This window comes from Tannerella sp., assembly GCF_052170195.1.
Lineage (GTDB): Bacteria > Bacteroidota > Bacteroidia > Bacteroidales > Tannerellaceae > Tannerella.
The window spans coordinates 1-15,696 of record NZ_JBQNAZ010000027.1 but is presented as its reverse complement, the minus strand read 5'-3'; the positions used below and the strand labels follow the sequence as shown (position 1 = coordinate 15,696).

Annotated in this window: 19 protein-coding genes; 10 read left to right on the top strand and 9 right to left on the bottom strand. The window is 48.3% G+C overall.

Annotated elements, in window-relative coordinates:
- Positions 1-82: 82 nt before the first annotated feature.
- The 7 genes from ACTTKA_RS08290 to ACTTKA_RS08260 all read right to left on the bottom strand — a co-directional run bounded on the left by ACTTKA_RS08290 (position 83) and on the right by ACTTKA_RS08260 (position 5,741).
- Positions 83-769 (bottom strand): UDP-2,3-diacylglucosamine diphosphatase, encoded by a 687-nt coding sequence (locus ACTTKA_RS08290; RefSeq protein WP_442724681.1) that lies wholly within the window; start codon positions 767-769, stop codon positions 83-85.
- Between the two features lie 77 nt (positions 770-846).
- A complete protein-coding gene (locus ACTTKA_RS08285; protein WP_014224788.1) occupies positions 847-1,164 on the bottom strand; it encodes a metal-sulfur cluster assembly factor in 318 nt (105 codons plus the stop codon).
- 65 nt (positions 1,165-1,229) lie between these two features.
- Positions 1,230-1,937 (bottom strand): RadC family protein, encoded by a 708-nt coding sequence (radC, locus tag ACTTKA_RS08280; RefSeq protein WP_442724664.1) that lies wholly within the window; start codon positions 1,935-1,937, stop codon positions 1,230-1,232.
- 44 nt (positions 1,938-1,981) lie between these two features.
- On the bottom strand, positions 1,982-2,545 hold the full coding sequence (gene efp / locus ACTTKA_RS08275) for an elongation factor P (protein WP_014224790.1): 564 nt from the start codon (positions 2,543-2,545) through the stop codon (positions 1,982-1,984).
- A 683-nt stretch (positions 2,546-3,228) separates the two neighbouring features.
- On the bottom strand, positions 3,229-3,702 hold the full coding sequence (locus ACTTKA_RS08270) for a CYTH domain-containing protein (RefSeq protein WP_442714576.1): 474 nt from the start codon (positions 3,700-3,702) through the stop codon (positions 3,229-3,231).
- Between the two features lie 4 nt (positions 3,703-3,706).
- Positions 3,707-4,771, bottom strand: coding sequence for a DUF2027 domain-containing protein (locus ACTTKA_RS08265; protein ID WP_442724663.1), 1,065 nt, complete (start codon positions 4,769-4,771; stop codon positions 3,707-3,709).
- 124 nt (positions 4,772-4,895) lie between these two features.
- A complete protein-coding gene (locus ACTTKA_RS08260; protein ID WP_442724662.1) occupies positions 4,896-5,741 on the bottom strand; it encodes a CvfB family protein in 846 nt (281 codons plus the stop codon).
- Positions 5,742-5,907: 166 nt separating this feature from the next.
- Between ACTTKA_RS08260 and ACTTKA_RS08255 the strand changes: the two genes are divergently transcribed.
- The 6 genes from ACTTKA_RS08255 to ACTTKA_RS08230 all read left to right on the top strand — a co-directional run bounded on the left by ACTTKA_RS08255 (position 5,908) and on the right by ACTTKA_RS08230 (position 11,863).
- Positions 5,908-6,282: a hypothetical protein gene (locus tag ACTTKA_RS08255; RefSeq protein WP_442724661.1), complete on the top strand. Its 375-nt coding sequence runs from the start codon at positions 5,908-5,910 to the stop codon at positions 6,280-6,282.
- Between the two features lie 25 nt (positions 6,283-6,307).
- Entirely contained in the window at positions 6,308-8,665 is a 2,358-nt protein-coding gene (locus ACTTKA_RS08250; RefSeq protein ID WP_442724660.1) for a TonB-dependent receptor, read from the top strand.
- 30 nt (positions 8,666-8,695) lie between these two features.
- On the top strand, positions 8,696-9,733 hold the full coding sequence (locus tag ACTTKA_RS08245) for a histidine kinase (protein WP_442724659.1): 1,038 nt from the start codon (positions 8,696-8,698) through the stop codon (positions 9,731-9,733).
- Positions 9,730-10,794: a sensor histidine kinase gene (locus tag ACTTKA_RS08240; protein WP_442724658.1), complete on the top strand. Its 1,065-nt coding sequence runs from the start codon at positions 9,730-9,732 to the stop codon at positions 10,792-10,794. The genes ACTTKA_RS08245 and ACTTKA_RS08240 overlap by 4 nt, the downstream gene beginning before the upstream one ends.
- Positions 10,791-11,504 (top strand): LytR/AlgR family response regulator transcription factor, encoded by a 714-nt coding sequence (locus tag ACTTKA_RS08235; RefSeq protein WP_442714569.1) that lies wholly within the window; start codon positions 10,791-10,793, stop codon positions 11,502-11,504. Before ACTTKA_RS08240 ends, ACTTKA_RS08235 begins: the two co-directional genes overlap by 4 nt.
- Positions 11,505-11,737: 233 nt before the next feature.
- Positions 11,738-11,863 (top strand): hypothetical protein, encoded by a 126-nt coding sequence (locus ACTTKA_RS08230; RefSeq protein WP_442714568.1) that lies wholly within the window; start codon positions 11,738-11,740, stop codon positions 11,861-11,863.
- 273 nt (positions 11,864-12,136) lie between these two features.
- On the opposite strand, the gene ACTTKA_RS08225 is transcribed toward ACTTKA_RS08230, so the two are convergent.
- A complete protein-coding gene (locus ACTTKA_RS08225; RefSeq protein ID WP_442724657.1) occupies positions 12,137-12,826 on the bottom strand; it encodes a response regulator transcription factor in 690 nt (229 codons plus the stop codon).
- Positions 12,823-14,007 (bottom strand): sensor histidine kinase, encoded by a 1,185-nt coding sequence (locus ACTTKA_RS08220; protein ID WP_442724656.1) that lies wholly within the window; start codon positions 14,005-14,007, stop codon positions 12,823-12,825. The genes ACTTKA_RS08225 and ACTTKA_RS08220 overlap by 4 nt, the downstream gene beginning before the upstream one ends.
- 334 nt (positions 14,008-14,341) lie before the next feature.
- Here ACTTKA_RS08220 and ACTTKA_RS08215 point away from each other — a divergent pair, with 334 nt between their 5' ends.
- From ACTTKA_RS08215 to ACTTKA_RS08200, 4 genes are all read left to right on the top strand, one after another.
- Entirely contained in the window at positions 14,342-14,530 is a 189-nt protein-coding gene (locus ACTTKA_RS08215; RefSeq protein WP_442724655.1) for a hypothetical protein, read from the top strand.
- A gap of 196 nt (positions 14,531-14,726) precedes the next feature.
- Positions 14,727-14,900, top strand: coding sequence for a hypothetical protein (locus ACTTKA_RS08210; RefSeq protein ID WP_442724654.1), 174 nt, complete (start codon positions 14,727-14,729; stop codon positions 14,898-14,900).
- A 21-nt stretch (positions 14,901-14,921) separates the two neighbouring features.
- A complete protein-coding gene (locus ACTTKA_RS08205) occupies positions 14,922-15,095 on the top strand; it encodes a hypothetical protein (protein ID WP_442724653.1) in 174 nt (57 codons plus the stop codon).
- Between the two features lie 326 nt (positions 15,096-15,421).
- Positions 15,422-15,553, top strand: coding sequence for a hypothetical protein (locus tag ACTTKA_RS08200; RefSeq protein ID WP_442724652.1), 132 nt, complete (start codon positions 15,422-15,424; stop codon positions 15,551-15,553).
- Positions 15,554-15,696: the final 143 nt, after the last annotated feature.

The window sequence follows — 15,696 nt, the reverse complement described above, 5'->3', positions numbered from 1 at the left end:
CCTCATGCTTTTCCCCTTTGTCAAACAGGCGGATAGCATGAGGCACAAACAAACGTCCTCCGACTGAAAAAAGAGGGATGCCTCAATACTGTTTCAATTCGAGCAGCTGACCGTCCCAGACGGCATAGGAATAGAATTGCATCCAGTCGCCGAGAATCATCAGGCGAGCATGGTCGGTAATGGCTTTGTCGACCATCAGGTGCAGGTGACCGAAGAGGAAGAAACGCGTGTCCGGGTGCGTCGGAAGATATTCTTTCGCGAAGGTTTCGAGCGATTGGATATTGCGCGCCTGTGCGGCAGCGAGTCGTTCGGCGGCCAGCCCGCTCTTACGGCTGCTGAGCGACCAGCGACGGGCAAAGCCAAAAGTCCACCGCGGATGGATGGCGGCGTACAGGATCTGACACAGCCGATTGCGGAAGATGCGCTGAATAACGCGATATGTAAAAGGTTGATAACCGACCTCATCGCCGTGCGCGAGGAAGAAACGTTTGCCCAACAGCTCGGTATCGAGCGGCTTGCGGTGTATGACGGCTCCGACTTCCTGCGGCAGATAGTCGAACATCCAGATGTCGTGATTGCCGATAAAGAGATGTATTTCGACACCGAGATCGCTCAGTTCGGCGATCTTACCGAGAAAACGCACGTGTCCGCGCGGCACGACGTATTTGTATTCGTACCAATAGTCGAAGACATCGCCCAGAAAATAGACGGCAGCTGCATCGTGTTTAATCTCGTCGAGCCATCGGACGAGACGTTTCTCCGCCGCCATCGGGTCGCTCGAATAGCGGTTGCCGAGATGGACGTCGGATGCGAAATAAATCTTCTTCACGGTTTTCCGGTGCAAGATTACAGCAGACCGAGTTCGAGTTTGGCCTCTTCGCTCATCATGTCCTTATTCCATTCCGGCTCGAAGACGATGTTGATCTGTGCGTTCCGTACACCGTCGATCGAGCTGACTTTCTGGCGTACATCTTCGATGATAAAGTCGGCCGCCGGGCAGTTGGGAGCGGTGAACGTCATGTCGATCTCCACGTTCCGACCGTCATCCACCTCTACTTTGTATATCAGTCCGAGATCGTAGATGTTGACCGGAATTTCCGGATCATAGACCGTTCGTAACATCTTCACGATTTCTTCTTCCGTCTTCAGAAATTCATTTTCCATCTGTTCCTGTATTTAAATTTTAACGGTACTTCTCCTTCACGCTCTTTCCCGAAGGAGAAAGGTTTCTACGCCGGAAGGTTGCCGGAAAGTTTACCTTCGTCGGCGTAGCTATAATAAGATTTGTCGCTGATGATGATATGGTCGAGTAAACGGATATCCATCAGTTGCGCCGCTTTCTGCAAACGAGCCGTAAGCCGGTCGTCCTGCGGACTGGGCTGTATGTTCCCCGACGGATGATTGTGGCACAGGACAATACCGGAGCACAGCGTACTGATCGCCCCTTTCATCACGATGCGCAGGTCGGCAGCGGTTTCGCTCGTTCCACCCCGGCTGATGACTGTCTGCTCAATCACTTTCCCGCTCCGGCTGATAAATGCTGCCCGCAATTCTTCGTGAGGCAGATCGCACAGCACGGGATAAAACAGCCGGAAAGCATCCTGACTGGAACGGATCGCGGGACGTTCGGGCAGCTCGGATAATCCCCTTCTTCGCCCGAGCTCCATGGCTGCGAGCAAGGTAATCCCCTTTGCTTCGCCAATGCCCTTATAGGTCATCAGCTCACGGAGCGTCAGTTTACCGAGTGCGTTCAGGTTATTCCGGACGCCGTTGAGGATGTGCTGAGCAAGCTGTATAGCCGTTTCCTGACTGTTCCCCGAACCGATCAGTATGGCAATCAACTCCGCATCGCTCAGTGAAGAAGCTCCCTTGAGGAGCATCTTCTCGCGCGGGCGGTCTTCCGCTGCCAACTCCTTGATGCGAAGTCGCTCGTCCATCGCCAACTACATGTACTATATCGAAACGATTGCAGGAGTGCCGATTATTTCACCCGACCGGTATACGACCCTTCCTGCGTATTGATTTCGATGATATCGCCTTCGTTGATAAACAGCGGCACGCGTACCTCCGCTCCGGTTTCTACCTTCGCAGGCTTCAGCGTGTTCGTTGCGGTATCTCCTCTCAGGCCCGGCTCGGTATATGTCACGGCCAATTGCACCTTGATCGGCATATCGGCAAAAAGAATGGTTTCGGTCGAAGCATCGGAAACAACATCGACGATCTGTCCCTCTTTCATGAAATCGACCCCATTAATCAGGTCATGCGCAATGGGTATCTGTTCGAAGGTTTCCTGATTCATAAAAATATATTCGCCTCCTTCCTGATAAAGGTATTGATACTGGCGCCGTTCCACACGTACATCTTCCAGCTTCTCGCCGATGTTGAAACGCCGTTCGATGACGTTGCCTTTCACGACGTCTTTCAGCGTCGTACGCATGATCGTATTGCCTTTTCCGGGCTTTACGTGCAAGAAGTCGATACAAAAATAGAGTTTTCCGTCGAGGCGGATACACGTTCCTTTTTTAATGTCTTGTGAGTTAATCATCTTTATGTTTCTTTGTTAATATAAATCGTTCAGAATAAACCGGCTGCAAAAATACGTTTTTCCGACCAAAGATGCAAGCGTTTCACCGGTCAGCGTTAATTAATTGTTAATTGTCAATGGTTATTCAGTGGTCAGTCCTTCGGATGTTGATTTGTTTAGTTGTTTATGAATGTAGGGGCGAACCTTGTGTTCGCCCGCCGGAACAACATTTGCGAAATTTGCGTTCGGTTCCTTGTCATTCAGAGCGTAAGCGAAGAATCTCTTTCCGTTACTTTTGGCTTGACCCAAAAGTAACCAGAAAGTCAAGGCTTCGGGCGCTTCGCACGACTTCGCGACGCTTGCAGGTCGGAAAATCAGGTAACTCGCTTCGCTTCGGACAGCCTGATTTTCTTTCGCCCTGCTCGCTGCTCCGTCGGCTCACCGCCGGAATTAATTGTCAATGGTTAATTGTTAATTGTCGATGGTTATTTTCTAAATACATGATTCGGCGTGTACTACGCATAACAATTGACCGTTAACAATTGAATTATGTCAGGCTTTCAGCCCTCCGCTGAGGGGGTCGCCTGTTTTCCCAACGCTTCGCTTCGCTACACATTGGGCTGAATTAATGCGCCCTTTCAGGGCTTTTACAGCAGTCAGCCAACAATTAAATAACTAAACAACTCAACAATTCAATATCTCAACTACTTTTCCCACTGCGAGAAAGGGTGGCGGGAGAGCATGGCGTTATAATAACGCGGGTCACCACTGACTTCTTCGCCCACCCAGCAGGGTTTCTCGAACGGTTCGTCTTCCGAAGGCAGCTCGATCTCGGCCATGACGAGGCCGGCATTGTCGCCATAGAAAATATCGACCTCCCATGTATGGCCGGCAAAGGGGATCCAGTGCCGCACCTTCTCGATCACACCCGAGCAGCAAAGCGTCAGCAGCTCTTCGGCATCGGCGAGCGGTATCGTCTGTTCAAATTCGTAGCGGCTCCATCCACGTTCGTTCGTAGCGCTCTTAATTGTCAGGAAAGCCTCGTCGCCACAGATGCGTACTCGCACCGTGCGCACCTCGTCCGAGCACAGATAGCCCTGCACGATCCGGCTGCGACGAGCCACCATCGGCTCGAAATCGCCCCGCACCAAAAATTTGCGTTCGATCTCCAATCCCATCGTCTCAACGTATTTTGACCATCGTAGCCCCGAATCCGTATTCACGAAACGAAGCATCCTGATAGTCGCACGATTTGTAACGCGTTTTCAGTTCCTTCTCAATGGCGGCACGCAACACGCCTTCGCCCTTGCCGTGTATAAACACGATCTTCCGCCCCTTCTGCTCGGCATGCTCCTGCATGACGGCATGAAACTTATCGAGCTGATAGTTGAGCATATCCGAAGCGCTCATGCCCGTCGTGTCGTCGAGGAGCTGAGAGATATGCAAGTCGATCTCGAGTATCGGATTTTCGGGTGTTTTCGGTTTGGATACCGGTTGAGGTTTGCGGCGGTCGTCGCGTTTCTTCTGCATCATCGCCTCTTGCAGGTCTGTGGCGGAAATCAGCAGCGGACGCTCCGGCACGTCGTTCCGTACGACAGAGACAAGCAGCGCATCCTCGTCGAAGAAATCATTTGGAGTGAAGCAGTGCATTTTGTAGAACTTGACCGTATCGAGCCGAAGCTCTACCGACATCGCATTTTTCAGCGCATACGGTTTCTTCTTCTTGAAGGCAATCAGTTGCACACAGACTCGTTCCAGATCGTTCAAATCCTCCTTACCGAACTCCTCCATAAAAATGCGTGTATTAGGCTCGATGATTCCCGACGAACGACTTGTCCAACTCCGGTTCGAGGCATTCATATAATTATAAAACAGGTAGTAGTTACTGTCGTTCACCAAATACGCTTCGTATCCGCTTGATGTGAGGTTCTTCGGGTCTACCGGCAAGTAAGCGATCGACAGGTTGAGGCGTTCGCCTTCGGGTGTCTCTTCGACCCGATATTCTTCCGACTCCTTACGTACGGGTAGTTCTACCGGCTGTACTGCCGACGAGCGTTCTTCGCCTGCGGAGCGAGTATGACGGGCTGTGCCTCCGCCTTCATCCACCACGACACATTCGCTCACCGAAACGGGAAACTCAAACCCGCTCTCATCTTCCACCAGCGCGGTATGCTTATCGCGAAAACCTCTGACGATGCCCCCGCCTACGCTGTTCAAGAAACGTACCTTATCTCCTTTTTTTATCATATCGTATTGTTTTATCGGAACATATTCAAATTATAATTTCCATATTTATCCGTCAAAGGTACACAATAAAACATTAAGAACAGAAGTGTAGATTCCGCGTTTTTAGCAATATTTGAGAGATATTTCACTCTTCACTTATCCTTGTTCGTTGTGTGATCCCGTTTTCGTCGAGGGTAATGAGCTGTTGCTTGTAGAGAGCTCCGATGGCTTTTTTAAAGCTCTTCTTGCTGCATCCCAAGAGGGCGTAGATTTCGTCGGCATCGCTTTTATCGTGCAGCGGCAAGGTACCGTTGTTTTGCTCCAACGCCCGGAGAATCTGTTGGGCGATACCTTCTACCTTATCGTAGCCAAGAGGCTGAAGACTCACGTCGATCTTGTCGTCTTCACGCACTTCTTTGATATAGCCTTTCGTTTTCTCACCCTTGCGGAGGGTACGGAAGACCTCGTTGCGGTAGAGTAGTCCCCAGTGCAGATGGTTGATGATGACCTTGTAGCCAAGCTCGGTCTCGTCGGCCACGATGAGATCAACCTCCTGATTGTATTCGTAACGTGGCGGCAGATTATCGAGGAACTTGTCGATACGCGCCGAGGCCACTACACGTTGGGTAATGAAATCGAGGTAGACGTAGACCAGATACCACCGTCCGGCGATCATCTCGGCTTTCTGCTCCCGATAAGGCACGAGGAGTTCTTTCATCAGCCCCCACTCGAGGAAGGCACCGGCATTTGTCACCTGATTCGCCTTCATCCACTGAAACTCGCCGACGGTGGCCAGCGGACGCTGCGTGGTAGCAATCAGACGCCCTTCGTTATCGTGGTAAATGAATACTTCGATCTCGTCGTCGATGTCCAACCCTTCGGGCACAAAACGCTTCGGCAGGAGGATTTCATGCTGATCGCCTCCGTCCAGATATACGCCGAACGCCACTTTCTTTACGACACGTAACGTGTTATATCTTCCTATCTCCACGGTTATTCCTTGTTTTTGTCCGACAAAGTTAGAGATTAAATTTGGTATATGAAAGAGTCTTATCCGTCGCAGCGGGGAGGGGGTTTGTCTCTTAAAATCAAACGGCCTTGCCGGGCAGACTATCTTTGTGATCGTAAATGGAAAATGAACCTAAAAGAAGGAAGCAATGAACAAAAGAGAAACTGTACAAGCCGTTTCGAACGGCACCGGGATAGCAACCGGAACATGCGTCCGTATTCTGGACTCTTTGGAAGTGGTGTCGATGCACGAGATGGAAAACGCCGGCGGAATAACCCTGTTTTTCGATCATATCTACCGGTTGACCGATCGGCTGAAAAGGATGCGGGAGAAGCAGGTCGAAGAAGAAACGTCCGCTTTGGTCCGGAAGGTTGCCTGTTTGTCCGAAACAGGTACGGAGGAGACACAACGCGTATTGAAGGCGTTGTCCGATCTGCTGAATCATCGGTTGGAGACCTCGAGAAGCGCGAGGTTCCAATACCGCATCTTCGTTCGGCTGGTCGATTTCTTCAGACATACATAATCGTAACATATAAAACCTTAGAAAGATGAGACATTTGAATGTATTCCTATTCGTAATTTGGGGTATCGTATGCTCCGCAAAGATGTATGCACAGGAGGATAAACCCGTACAAACGATCCGTGGCGTTGTCGTCGATTACGCTTCGGGAGCGCCCATCGCCTACGCTACCGTGGGCTTGCTGAATATGCCTCAAATGGGAGCGGCCACCGATAACGAAGGCCGGTTCGAAATAAAGCATATCCCGGTGGGTCGTCATGATTTGCAGGCAAGTTTCTTAGGATACGAGCCGGCTGTTTTTCGGGAAATCCTGTTGACATCGGCCAAAGAGGTGTATTTGGAGATTCAACTGCGCGAAAGCGTCTTGCAACTGGACGAAGTGGTCATCCAGCCTCGCATTCATAAAGAAGTACCGTTGAATAAGATGGCCTTGTCGGGGGCGCGTATGCTGAGCGTGGAGGAGGCCGGCCGTTTTGCGGGCGGCATGGACGATCCCGCGCGTTTGGTCAGTTCTTATGCCGGAATATCGTCTGCGGTAAGCAGCAACGGTATCTCCGTGCACGGCAATGCGCCGAGTCTGCTTCAATGGCGGTTGGAAGAGGTGGAGATTCCGAATCCCAACCACTTTGCCGATGTGGCTTCGTTGGGCGGTGGGGTCTTGTCGTCGTTAAGCAAGAACGTATTGGGAAATTCCGATTTTTATACGGGCGCCTTTCCTGCCGAATACAACAACGCGGTTTCGGGCATTTTCGATATGAAACTGAGGAACGGAAACAGCCAAAAGTTCCAACATACCCTGCAAGCGGGCATATTGGGCCTCGATGTCGCTTCGGAAGGGCCGTTGAGCAAAAAGCGGGAAGCCTCATACCTGTTTAACTACCGCTACTCGACGACCGGATTGATGAACAAGGTAAATCCTGCCGGCGAGCAGGAACAGGTGCTGGATTATCAGGATTTAAATTTCAAGTTCAACCTTCCGACCGAAAAAGCCGGCACGTTCTCGCTTTGGGGAACGACATTGGTCGACAAAGTCAAACCCAAGATCAACACTCCCGACAAATGGGATTATGCGGACGATGCGAAAGATTCGAGGATGAAGCAGACGTCGGCCGCCGCGGGGCTGACCCATCGTTATGCTTTCAAAAACGGAGGCGTATGGAAAACGACCTTGGCCGCTACCTATGCCAAAACAAACGCATGGGAAAGCATCTACGATTCGCAGATGAAGTCTTCGCCGCGCCTCGATTTCAGAAGTCAATATACGCACCTTGTCCTTACCTCTTCGTTCAATAAGAAATACAGTCCCAGGCACACGAATAAAACGGGCTTTACGGTAACGCACATGATGTATGATATGGATTTCGACTTGTCGCCTTTCTACGCCCAACCCATGCACCGCATATCGGAGGGCAAAGGAAATACCAACCTGATAGCGGCTTATACCAGCTCTCTGTTCCGCATCAACGATCGGTTATCCGCCACTTTGGGAGTGAACGGGCAACTCTTTACGCTGAATCATACGTGGACGATCGAACCGCGTGCCGCCATCAAATGGCAGGTTTCGCCCCGAAGCTCGTTCGGACTGGCTTACGGATTGCATAGCCGAATGGAGAAGTTGGACGTCTATTTTGTAAAGAAAAAGGAAGCGGGCGACAAACTCGTAAATAAAGCATTGGACTTTACGAAAACGCATCATCTCGCCTTGTCGTACAGCCACAAGCTGTCGGACGATATGAATTTGAAAATTGAGCCTTACTTCCAGTACCTGTACGATGTGCCGGTTATTGCCGACAGCTCCTATTCCGTGCTCAACCGCAGCACCTTTTATGTGGAAGATGCCCTCGTGAATACCGGGAAAGGACGCAACTACGGGGTCGATCTGACGTTCGAAAAGTATATGACCCGGGGACTGTATTACATTGTAACGGCCTCCCTCTTCCGTTCGGAATACGCCGGCGGCGACGGGATATGGCACCATACGAAGTTCAACCGCAACTATATCGTCAACGGGTTGATCGGTAAGGAGTGGATGATAGGACGCCATAAGCAGGACGTGCTCAGCGTGAACCTGCGGTTGACGTTGCAGGGAGGCGAACGGCATTCGCCCGTAAACGAGCAGGCTACCTTACGCCATCCCGATAAAGCAACGCAATACGACGAAACGAAAGCCTACTCGCAGCAGCTGTCGCCCATGTTCCTCGCCAACTACACGGTCAGCTACCGGATGAACCGCAGGAAGGTGTCTCACGAATTTGCCGTAAAGGGGATGAACGCGACCGGATACAAAGAATATTTCGGACATGAATACAACCTGAAAACGGGAGCGATAGAGCCCAGACGATTGAAAAATTCCATCTTCGACATTACGTACAGACTTGAATTTTAACGTATCTTTGTCCATACGATATTTGTACGAATGACACGAACGAGAGAACATCATTTCATGCTCCGGTTTCTGTTTGCCCCGAACTACCGGATCGGGAGGCATGTGATTTTTATCATGCTCTGGGCGGTTATTACGTTTAATCAGGTGTTTATCGCGTATCGGGACAGTCTGTCCGTTTTAGGCAATCGCATCTATCTGGTTTGTCTGATCTCGTGCATGACCTGCCTGATGGCGATGTATTTCAATTACTTCTATCTGGCGCCCAAATTCCTGTTGAAGGGAAAACATACGGCTTATGCCATCGCCCTGTGCGTCATCGTGCTTGTATTGCCCACTTTGTCTGTCTGGAGCGAATACGGGGTGCGCAATATGTTGAATCTACCGCATCGGATTACGTCCTATACCCATCCGCTGATTGTGGTCGACAACCTGTCGACGTCGGTGGTTACAGCCATCTGTTTTTGCGGGACCTCCGTGATGCTGTTTTTCGGGAAATGGATCAAAGGCAACGAAGAAGTTAGCCGGATGGAACGGGAGCATGTGCGGTCGGAACTGAATAAGTTGAAAGGTCAGATCGCTCCTGCCTTTCTATCGCAGACGCTCCGGAATGCTTCCTCATTGGCCGCATCGCAGCCGCAAAACACATCGAAGATGTTGATGCAGCTGGGACAATTATTAAGGTACCAGCTCTACGACTGCCATCGGGACAGGATATTGCTGAAATCGGAAATTCAGGTGCTGACTGTGATGTTTGAATTGGAGCGGTCGAACCGTCCCGCGTTTGAATACCGGATCCGGACGGACGGAGAGGTGAGTAACAGGTTTGTTTCGCCCATGCTCTTTCTGTCGCTCGTTCAATGTGTCATTGCCGGTAGCCGTTCGGTGGAGCTGCTTTTCAGACTGCGGGATGAGACGCTGCTTTTTACGTGCCGGACTGATCATAAGGAGATATGCGATGGCGATACTCTTTCGTCGATCAGGCAGCGGCTGGAGTTGCAGTATCCCGATAGACATACCTTGCAATTGAGCGAGGGAACGATAACGCTTACCATCGATTTATCGCTATGAAACCAAGCAAAGAAAAAAACGGCAACGCTCTGTCTTCGTTCGTGATGGATGACCAATATGCGATCCACCGGCATCTTGTCTTGCAAGGCGTTATTCTGGCCATATCCGTCGGCATCTTTTTCGATGCCCCGGACAGGCTGAACCTTTCCCTGAACCGCTTCTACGGCTGGATCAGTTATTACCTGTTCCTCAATATGCTGGTATATGTCAATGTATATGTGCTGTTTCCGCGGTATCTGGCAAAAAACAAAGTGTTCGCTTATGTGGTGTCGGTCTTTCTGTTTACTGTCTTCTCCATCGTGATCATGGTCATCTTGCAGGATTTATTTTACGACATAACGGTCATGCGTCAAACGCCTTCCGCCATCGCCGTTTTTCTGAGTATCGCCTCTTCCATGTGCGCGATCTTCCTTTTTCTGGGAGGGATATCAATGTTTATGCTGTTTCGGCAATGGGCCATCGGCAACCGGAAGATCAACAGTTTGCAAGTCGCTACTTTCCGCTCGGAACTGAATTTTCTTAAAAGCCAGATCAATCCGCATTTCCTCTTCAATATGATCAACAATGCGAATATCATGGTGGACGAAGATCCGGAAATCACGTCCCATATTTTAGACAAACTCGACCGGATGTTGCAGTATCAATTCAACGACAGCACACAAGACCGAGTGCTTCTGTCGGCCGACATCGCTTTTCTGACCGATTTTCTGGCGTTGGAAAAAGTGCGTCGCGACGATTTTGAATATACGGTTGCGATAGAGGGCGATATGGAAGAGACGGAAGTGCCGCCTTTGCTCTTTATTCCGTTCGTGGAGAATGCCGTTAAGCATAATCAGGACGTGAATCGCTCGTATGTGCACCTCGAATTCCGGAAGGAAGGGCAGCGGCTGTTTTTTGAATGCGAGAACTCCAAACCCTCCAAACCTGCGAAACGCGACGTGGGCGGATTGGGCTTGGCGAATATCCGGCGCCGCCTCGATTTGTTGTTCGAAAACAGCCATCTGCTCGAGATCGTAGAAACAGAGACAACGTATACCGTAAAGTTACAATTAAACAGATGAAATGTATTATCGTAGATGACGAGCCGATCGCTCGCAAGGGAATAAAAAAACTGGTCGATCAGATTCCGCAACTGGAGCTGCTGGAGTGCTTCAACTGTGCCGAAACGGCCTCGGAGTATCTGCAAACAACGGAGGTCGATCTGATTTTTCTGGATATTCAGATGCCGGGCATCAACGGAATCGAATTCGCCCGGAGCATCCCCAGACATACGCTTGTTATTTTCACCACCGCCTATCTGGAATATGCGCTCGACAGCTATGAGGTGGATGCCGTTGATTACCTCGTGAAACCGATCGACGCCTCCAAGTTCAGAAAAGCGGTGGATAAGGCGATTACGTATCACTCCTTACTCCTCGACGAAGAAAAAAAGAGCGTGGAGAACGTGGAAGACGAATGCATCTTCGTGAAATCCGACAGGCGGTATTTCAAAGTCAACCTGAAAGAGATTCTTTTTATCGAAGGCCTGAAAGATTATGTCATCATCCAGATGGAGGGGCAGCGCATCATCACCCGCATGAATGTGAAGACGATACACGACTTGTTGCCTAAGAACGTCTTCCTGAGAATCAACCGTTCGTATATCGTGAACCGGAATCGTATCGATTCGTTCGACAACAACGATGTGTTTATAAAGAAATATGAGATAGCGATCGGCAATTCCTACCGGGATGCCTTCTTTGAAGAGCTTATGAAAAACAAAACGTGGTAAAGTAGCCGAGCTTGTGGTTGGCTTAGCCGTCGTTGTGTTATGTTAAGAGGGTGTGCCCAAAAAATTGGCACATTGGGTAAAGAGCCTTATCTGCCATAGGAGGGAGAAGTGTCTGTTTCTTAAAATCAAATATTGCTGTCCGCTAAAACCTTTTTCTACCGTATAAATTTAGGGCTGACACTCCTCTGCAAAGACGACTTACACGCCCTTGGAACTTCTCGGGATTAGCTACGATGGTAAGAATCGTCCTGATGTACTACATCAATATGGATACGTTCCTCGAACGACCTGACGAAGACTTGAAATTACTCCTAAAACAAACAGCCGAAGAACCTCCGGAAGAAGAGAATTTGACATAAGGGGGCTTATCTGCAAGCAGAAATAATCCCAACACGTAATAGGTAGCGAGTTGGGAGTAGATAATGATGGTTTAGCGGACGGTAATAATTACAAATATTATCGACTTTGGTGGCTTACTTTTTCTTTGAGAAGAAACCATCCATAAACCTCTATCAGGAGATTATGGATAACTCAAGATGGATGACCGCTTAGATCGAACTCACGCTGTTTAAAACTCATTGTTGTGCAACAACGGAGCGGAAACGAATATTTTGGTACATTTTCGGTTGCCTTCAGTACATCAACTTGAGTCCGACTCCTCGCACGGTTACGATGGAAACGTGTTCGTCTTCGGCAAGGTAGTTGCGCAATTGTGTAACGAATACGTCGAGACTGCGCGAGGTGAAATAATCGGCTTCCGGCCAGAATCGTTCGAGAATGGCTTCGCGTCTGACGATTTCGTTCCGGTGCTCGCATAAGAGTTGCAGGATCTGCGTTTCGCGCGGGCTGAGCGAAATCGTTTTCCCGTTCTTGTCATGCAGTTCCGACTTCGACGCGTCGAACCGGAAGCTGCCCAGCGTAAACTGTAATGTAGTATCTTGGGCCCGTTCGCTGTTCTGCGTCCTGAGCAACGCTTGGATATGTTCGTTAAGTTCTTCCGGAGTATACGGTTTCTTGATGTAATTATTGGCGCCGACCTGATAGCCGTGTATTAAATCTTTCGGAGAAAGAAGACCTGTAGCGAAAATAATCGGTGTCCGGCCGTCTGTCTGGCGAATTTTCGAGACCATTTCGAAGCCGTTCATCACGGGCATTTCAATATCGGAGACGATCATATCCGGCGTCTGTTTTTTCCATTGCTGCAATCCCTCTTTACCGTTCACGGCCGTGAGGACTTCGTAGCCGCCAATCATATCCTCCAGTCCACTACGCACCATGTAGAGCAGCTGGGCGTCGTCTTCGATCAGTAAAAGTTTAATCATGTTGTTTCGGGGGTTAATTGAAAGGATATTTCTTGCATCAGAAGAGGGAAAATCAGTGTAAATTCACTCCCTTGCCCTTCGATGCTTTCTACTTCTATGCTTCCGCCGTGTGCCTGCATGACTTGCTGCACGTAGGTCAGCCCCAGCCCGAAGCCGGTCGCTCCTCCGCGCAGCGAACGTTTGTTGGCGGCCGAGGCGCGTTCAAACTTTTCAAAAATCAACGCCTGATCTTTTAGCGGGATGCCGAATCCGTTGTCCGAAACGCTGATTCTTTTCTCATTCGGAGTGGTCTGGCACGACAGATTGATATGTACCGAGGCTCCGGAATATTTGACGGCGTTGTCGATCAGGTTGCTGATAATCTCACGCAAATGCATCGGATCGGCATAGACCTGCTCCGTTTCTGGACAATGTACTTCGAACGTAATCTGTTTGTCCGTTCGGATCAAGAGGTTGCGGCCCAGTTCGTCGATCAGCGGCTTCAACGGCACTTCGGTACGGTCGAGTATCAGTTTGTCTTCTTCTATTTTCGCAAGCGTCAGTACTTTGTCACTCAACGAAAGCAGATGATGACATTTGTCTTCTATGATGTCGAAATGTTTCTTTTTCTTCTCCGTATCGTGGTCGATCTTACCGCTACTCAGGATCCTCGCTCCCATCAGGATGGTGTTCAGCGGTGTTTTCATATCATGCACCATCGCATTCGAGAAATTTTTGCGCAACTCGGCAATCCGGTTTTGGAGTAGGATAATTTTGACCTGATAAGCGATGCCCCACCCCACAAAAAACATGGAGACTAACGAGCCGATGAAAAGAAGCCCCAGCCGGCTGAACACATTTTTGTGAGGCGAAACGATAACGGCGCGAATTGCTTCGGTGCTGTCTCGGCGGAGGAGCGCGGGCTCCGTCTCGACCGTGCCCCACCATGCGCGAAACGTAGGGTCGGTACTCTCCAACACTTCGCCCGTACGCAGATTGATTTTATTGATAATCGTTTTTGTATGGATATTTTCGGCAATCAGATCAGCACGGTAAATCGAATCGAACTGTGTCAGTGAAATGGGGGCATTATACTTGATAAGGATTTCTTGAAAAGGAACATAATCATCTTTTCCGTCTTCACTCACTTTGCCTGCAACAATCCTCGTTCCTTCAGGAATCGTTCCCTTTGTACGTCTCATAATATCTTTAAACGTAGAGGCAACGAAAACCACATTGCATCTTTCTTCCAACTGCCTATACTGCATGTGATACGTATAAACTGACCACATTGTTTGCAAACAGAACAATACAAACAACGATGCAGCAGTTACAATCTTAGGTCTCCTTGTATTCATGATACCATGTTATGGTTTTAATCAATGAGACAAAGGTAAAAAAACTTTTTTTAAATCGAACAAATTTTCGAGCAAAAAAAATAACCTTCCCATAACCTTGGATAACGTAACGTTAACATAGCGTGAATTTCGGAAGCCGTACCTTTGCCGTATCAAAAACAATTAAAAAAGGATCGATATGAAAAAGAATGTATTTAATGTATGCAGAAAGGGCTTCGCAAAAAAGAATGCGATGGCGCAAGTACCGGATGGGTACCTGACCTGTCTGACAAACCGTGAGATGGAAATGATTGAAGGAGGAGACTGGGAATATATTATTGTAAATGGAGATTTTGTCAGAATTTATGTCCCTAAAAAATTAACGTAAAGATAACATAGCGTTAACACAGGGGTGGAAAAAGCAACGTTACCTTTGCGGTATGAATTTTAGAAATGGATTTCTCCGGTCAAACGCAATTGAGCTCTTTGGTTTTATTTTTTTGCCGGCTATAAATAAAGGAAGAGTGAAATGCCGGGATTGTGAGAATGAAAGATAACCGTATTAATTTTTAAAACAAAAAAAGATGAAAAACAATTTGAATGAATCCACTTATGCAGTGGAAGTGATGAGTGAGAGTGAAATGGCGGAAGTCAATGGCGGACTGATTATTGAAGTAATTGCTGTGTGTGCTGCCCTATTTACCATAGGATATCAGATGGGGAAGGATTGTGCTGAAGCAGACAGAAGAAATCGTTAATAGTCATAAAGGAAGAAAACTATGAAGAAGATGATTAATTTTGAAGACTGGAAGTGTATAGAATTAGAAGAAAATGAAATTCTGGATATTAATGGTGGCATATCCCAGAAAACAATGTTAATTGGGAATACTCTCACATTTCTCTGTCCTGTGGTGGGAGCTGGTTTCTGGATATCATACGTGATAAACTCATAAGAGATGTTATTTATAGCTATTGCCTTATGCGTTCTTGTATTGGCTATACGATGCAAGAATAAAAAAATAAAATATGCATTGTTGGCATGTTCGCTGATCCTGTTGATTTTAAGTATGCTTATTTGACTCTGATTTTTATTTTGTGAAAGTGTACCACTTTTCCGCTGATTTCAGGGTTTATTCGGCAAGACAGGAAGTGATGTTTTTGACTGGAGAGGGACCGATTTTCCTCTCCGGTCACTTATCGCCTTTTCGGGCAATTGGATAATTGAAATCTTCTGTTTAATTTTGCATCCATGAATATTTAACGATTAAAAAAGAAACGTATGAAGCGGTGTATTTTTAGAAAAGAGACGAATGCGGAAAAAGCATTAGTGATTTTATTTTGCCTGTCTATTATTATTTATATGGCCGGCGAAATAGCATACCAGTTCGGACAGGCTTTGGCTGCCGGGTAAAAGTTTTACTTGATTTTTAAGTGGAACCGTAAAATCCCATTAGGACATAAAAAAAACAATTTGGAAAACAGCCTTGATCACCCTTGGTATCAGGGGTGACGCATTAAAATTGCATTGTCATTAGTTGTTGTGGCTTCATTCGA

Coding starts and splice junctions, on each gene's coding strand:
- ACTTKA_RS08210 (WP_442724654.1), top strand. CDS start 14,727: ATGAAAAACAATTTGAATGAATCCACTTATGCAGTGGAAGTGATGAGT.
- ACTTKA_RS08250 (WP_442724660.1), top strand. CDS start 6,308: ATGAGACATTTGAATGTATTCCTATTCGTAATTTGGGGTATCGTATGC.
- ACTTKA_RS08245 (WP_442724659.1), top strand. CDS start 8,696: ATGACACGAACGAGAGAACATCATTTCATGCTCCGGTTTCTGTTTGCC.
- radC (WP_442724664.1), bottom strand. CDS start 1,937: ATGGACGAGCGACTTCGCATCAAGGAGTTGGCAGCGGAAGACCGCCCG.
- ACTTKA_RS08225 (WP_442724657.1), bottom strand. CDS start 12,826: ATGATTAAACTTTTACTGATCGAAGACGACGCCCAGCTGCTCTACATG.
- ACTTKA_RS08270 (WP_442714576.1), bottom strand. CDS start 3,702: ATGGGATTGGAGATCGAACGCAAATTTTTGGTGCGGGGCGATTTCGAG.
- ACTTKA_RS08205 (WP_442724653.1), top strand. CDS start 14,922: ATGAAGAAGATGATTAATTTTGAAGACTGGAAGTGTATAGAATTAGAA.
- ACTTKA_RS08265 (WP_442724663.1), bottom strand. CDS start 4,771: ATGATAAAAAAAGGAGATAAGGTACGTTTCTTGAACAGCGTAGGCGGG.
- ACTTKA_RS08235 (WP_442714569.1), top strand. CDS start 10,791: ATGAAATGTATTATCGTAGATGACGAGCCGATCGCTCGCAAGGGAATA.
- ACTTKA_RS08285 (WP_014224788.1), bottom strand. CDS start 1,164: ATGGAAAATGAATTTCTGAAGACGGAAGAAGAAATCGTGAAGATGTTA.
- efp (WP_014224790.1), bottom strand. CDS start 2,545: ATGATTAACTCACAAGACATTAAAAAAGGAACGTGTATCCGCCTCGAC.
- ACTTKA_RS08255 (WP_442724661.1), top strand. CDS start 5,908: ATGAACAAAAGAGAAACTGTACAAGCCGTTTCGAACGGCACCGGGATA.
- ACTTKA_RS08220 (WP_442724656.1), bottom strand. CDS start 14,007: ATGAGACGTACAAAGGGAACGATTCCTGAAGGAACGAGGATTGTTGCA.
- ACTTKA_RS08290 (WP_442724681.1), bottom strand. CDS start 769: ATGGCGGCGGAGAAACGTCTCGTCCGATGGCTCGACGAGATTAAACAC.
- ACTTKA_RS08215 (WP_442724655.1), top strand. CDS start 14,342: ATGAAAAAGAATGTATTTAATGTATGCAGAAAGGGCTTCGCAAAAAAG.
- ACTTKA_RS08200 (WP_442724652.1), top strand. CDS start 15,422: ATGAAGCGGTGTATTTTTAGAAAAGAGACGAATGCGGAAAAAGCATTA.
- ACTTKA_RS08240 (WP_442724658.1), top strand. CDS start 9,730: ATGAAACCAAGCAAAGAAAAAAACGGCAACGCTCTGTCTTCGTTCGTG.
- ACTTKA_RS08230 (WP_442714568.1), top strand. CDS start 11,738: ATGGTAAGAATCGTCCTGATGTACTACATCAATATGGATACGTTCCTC.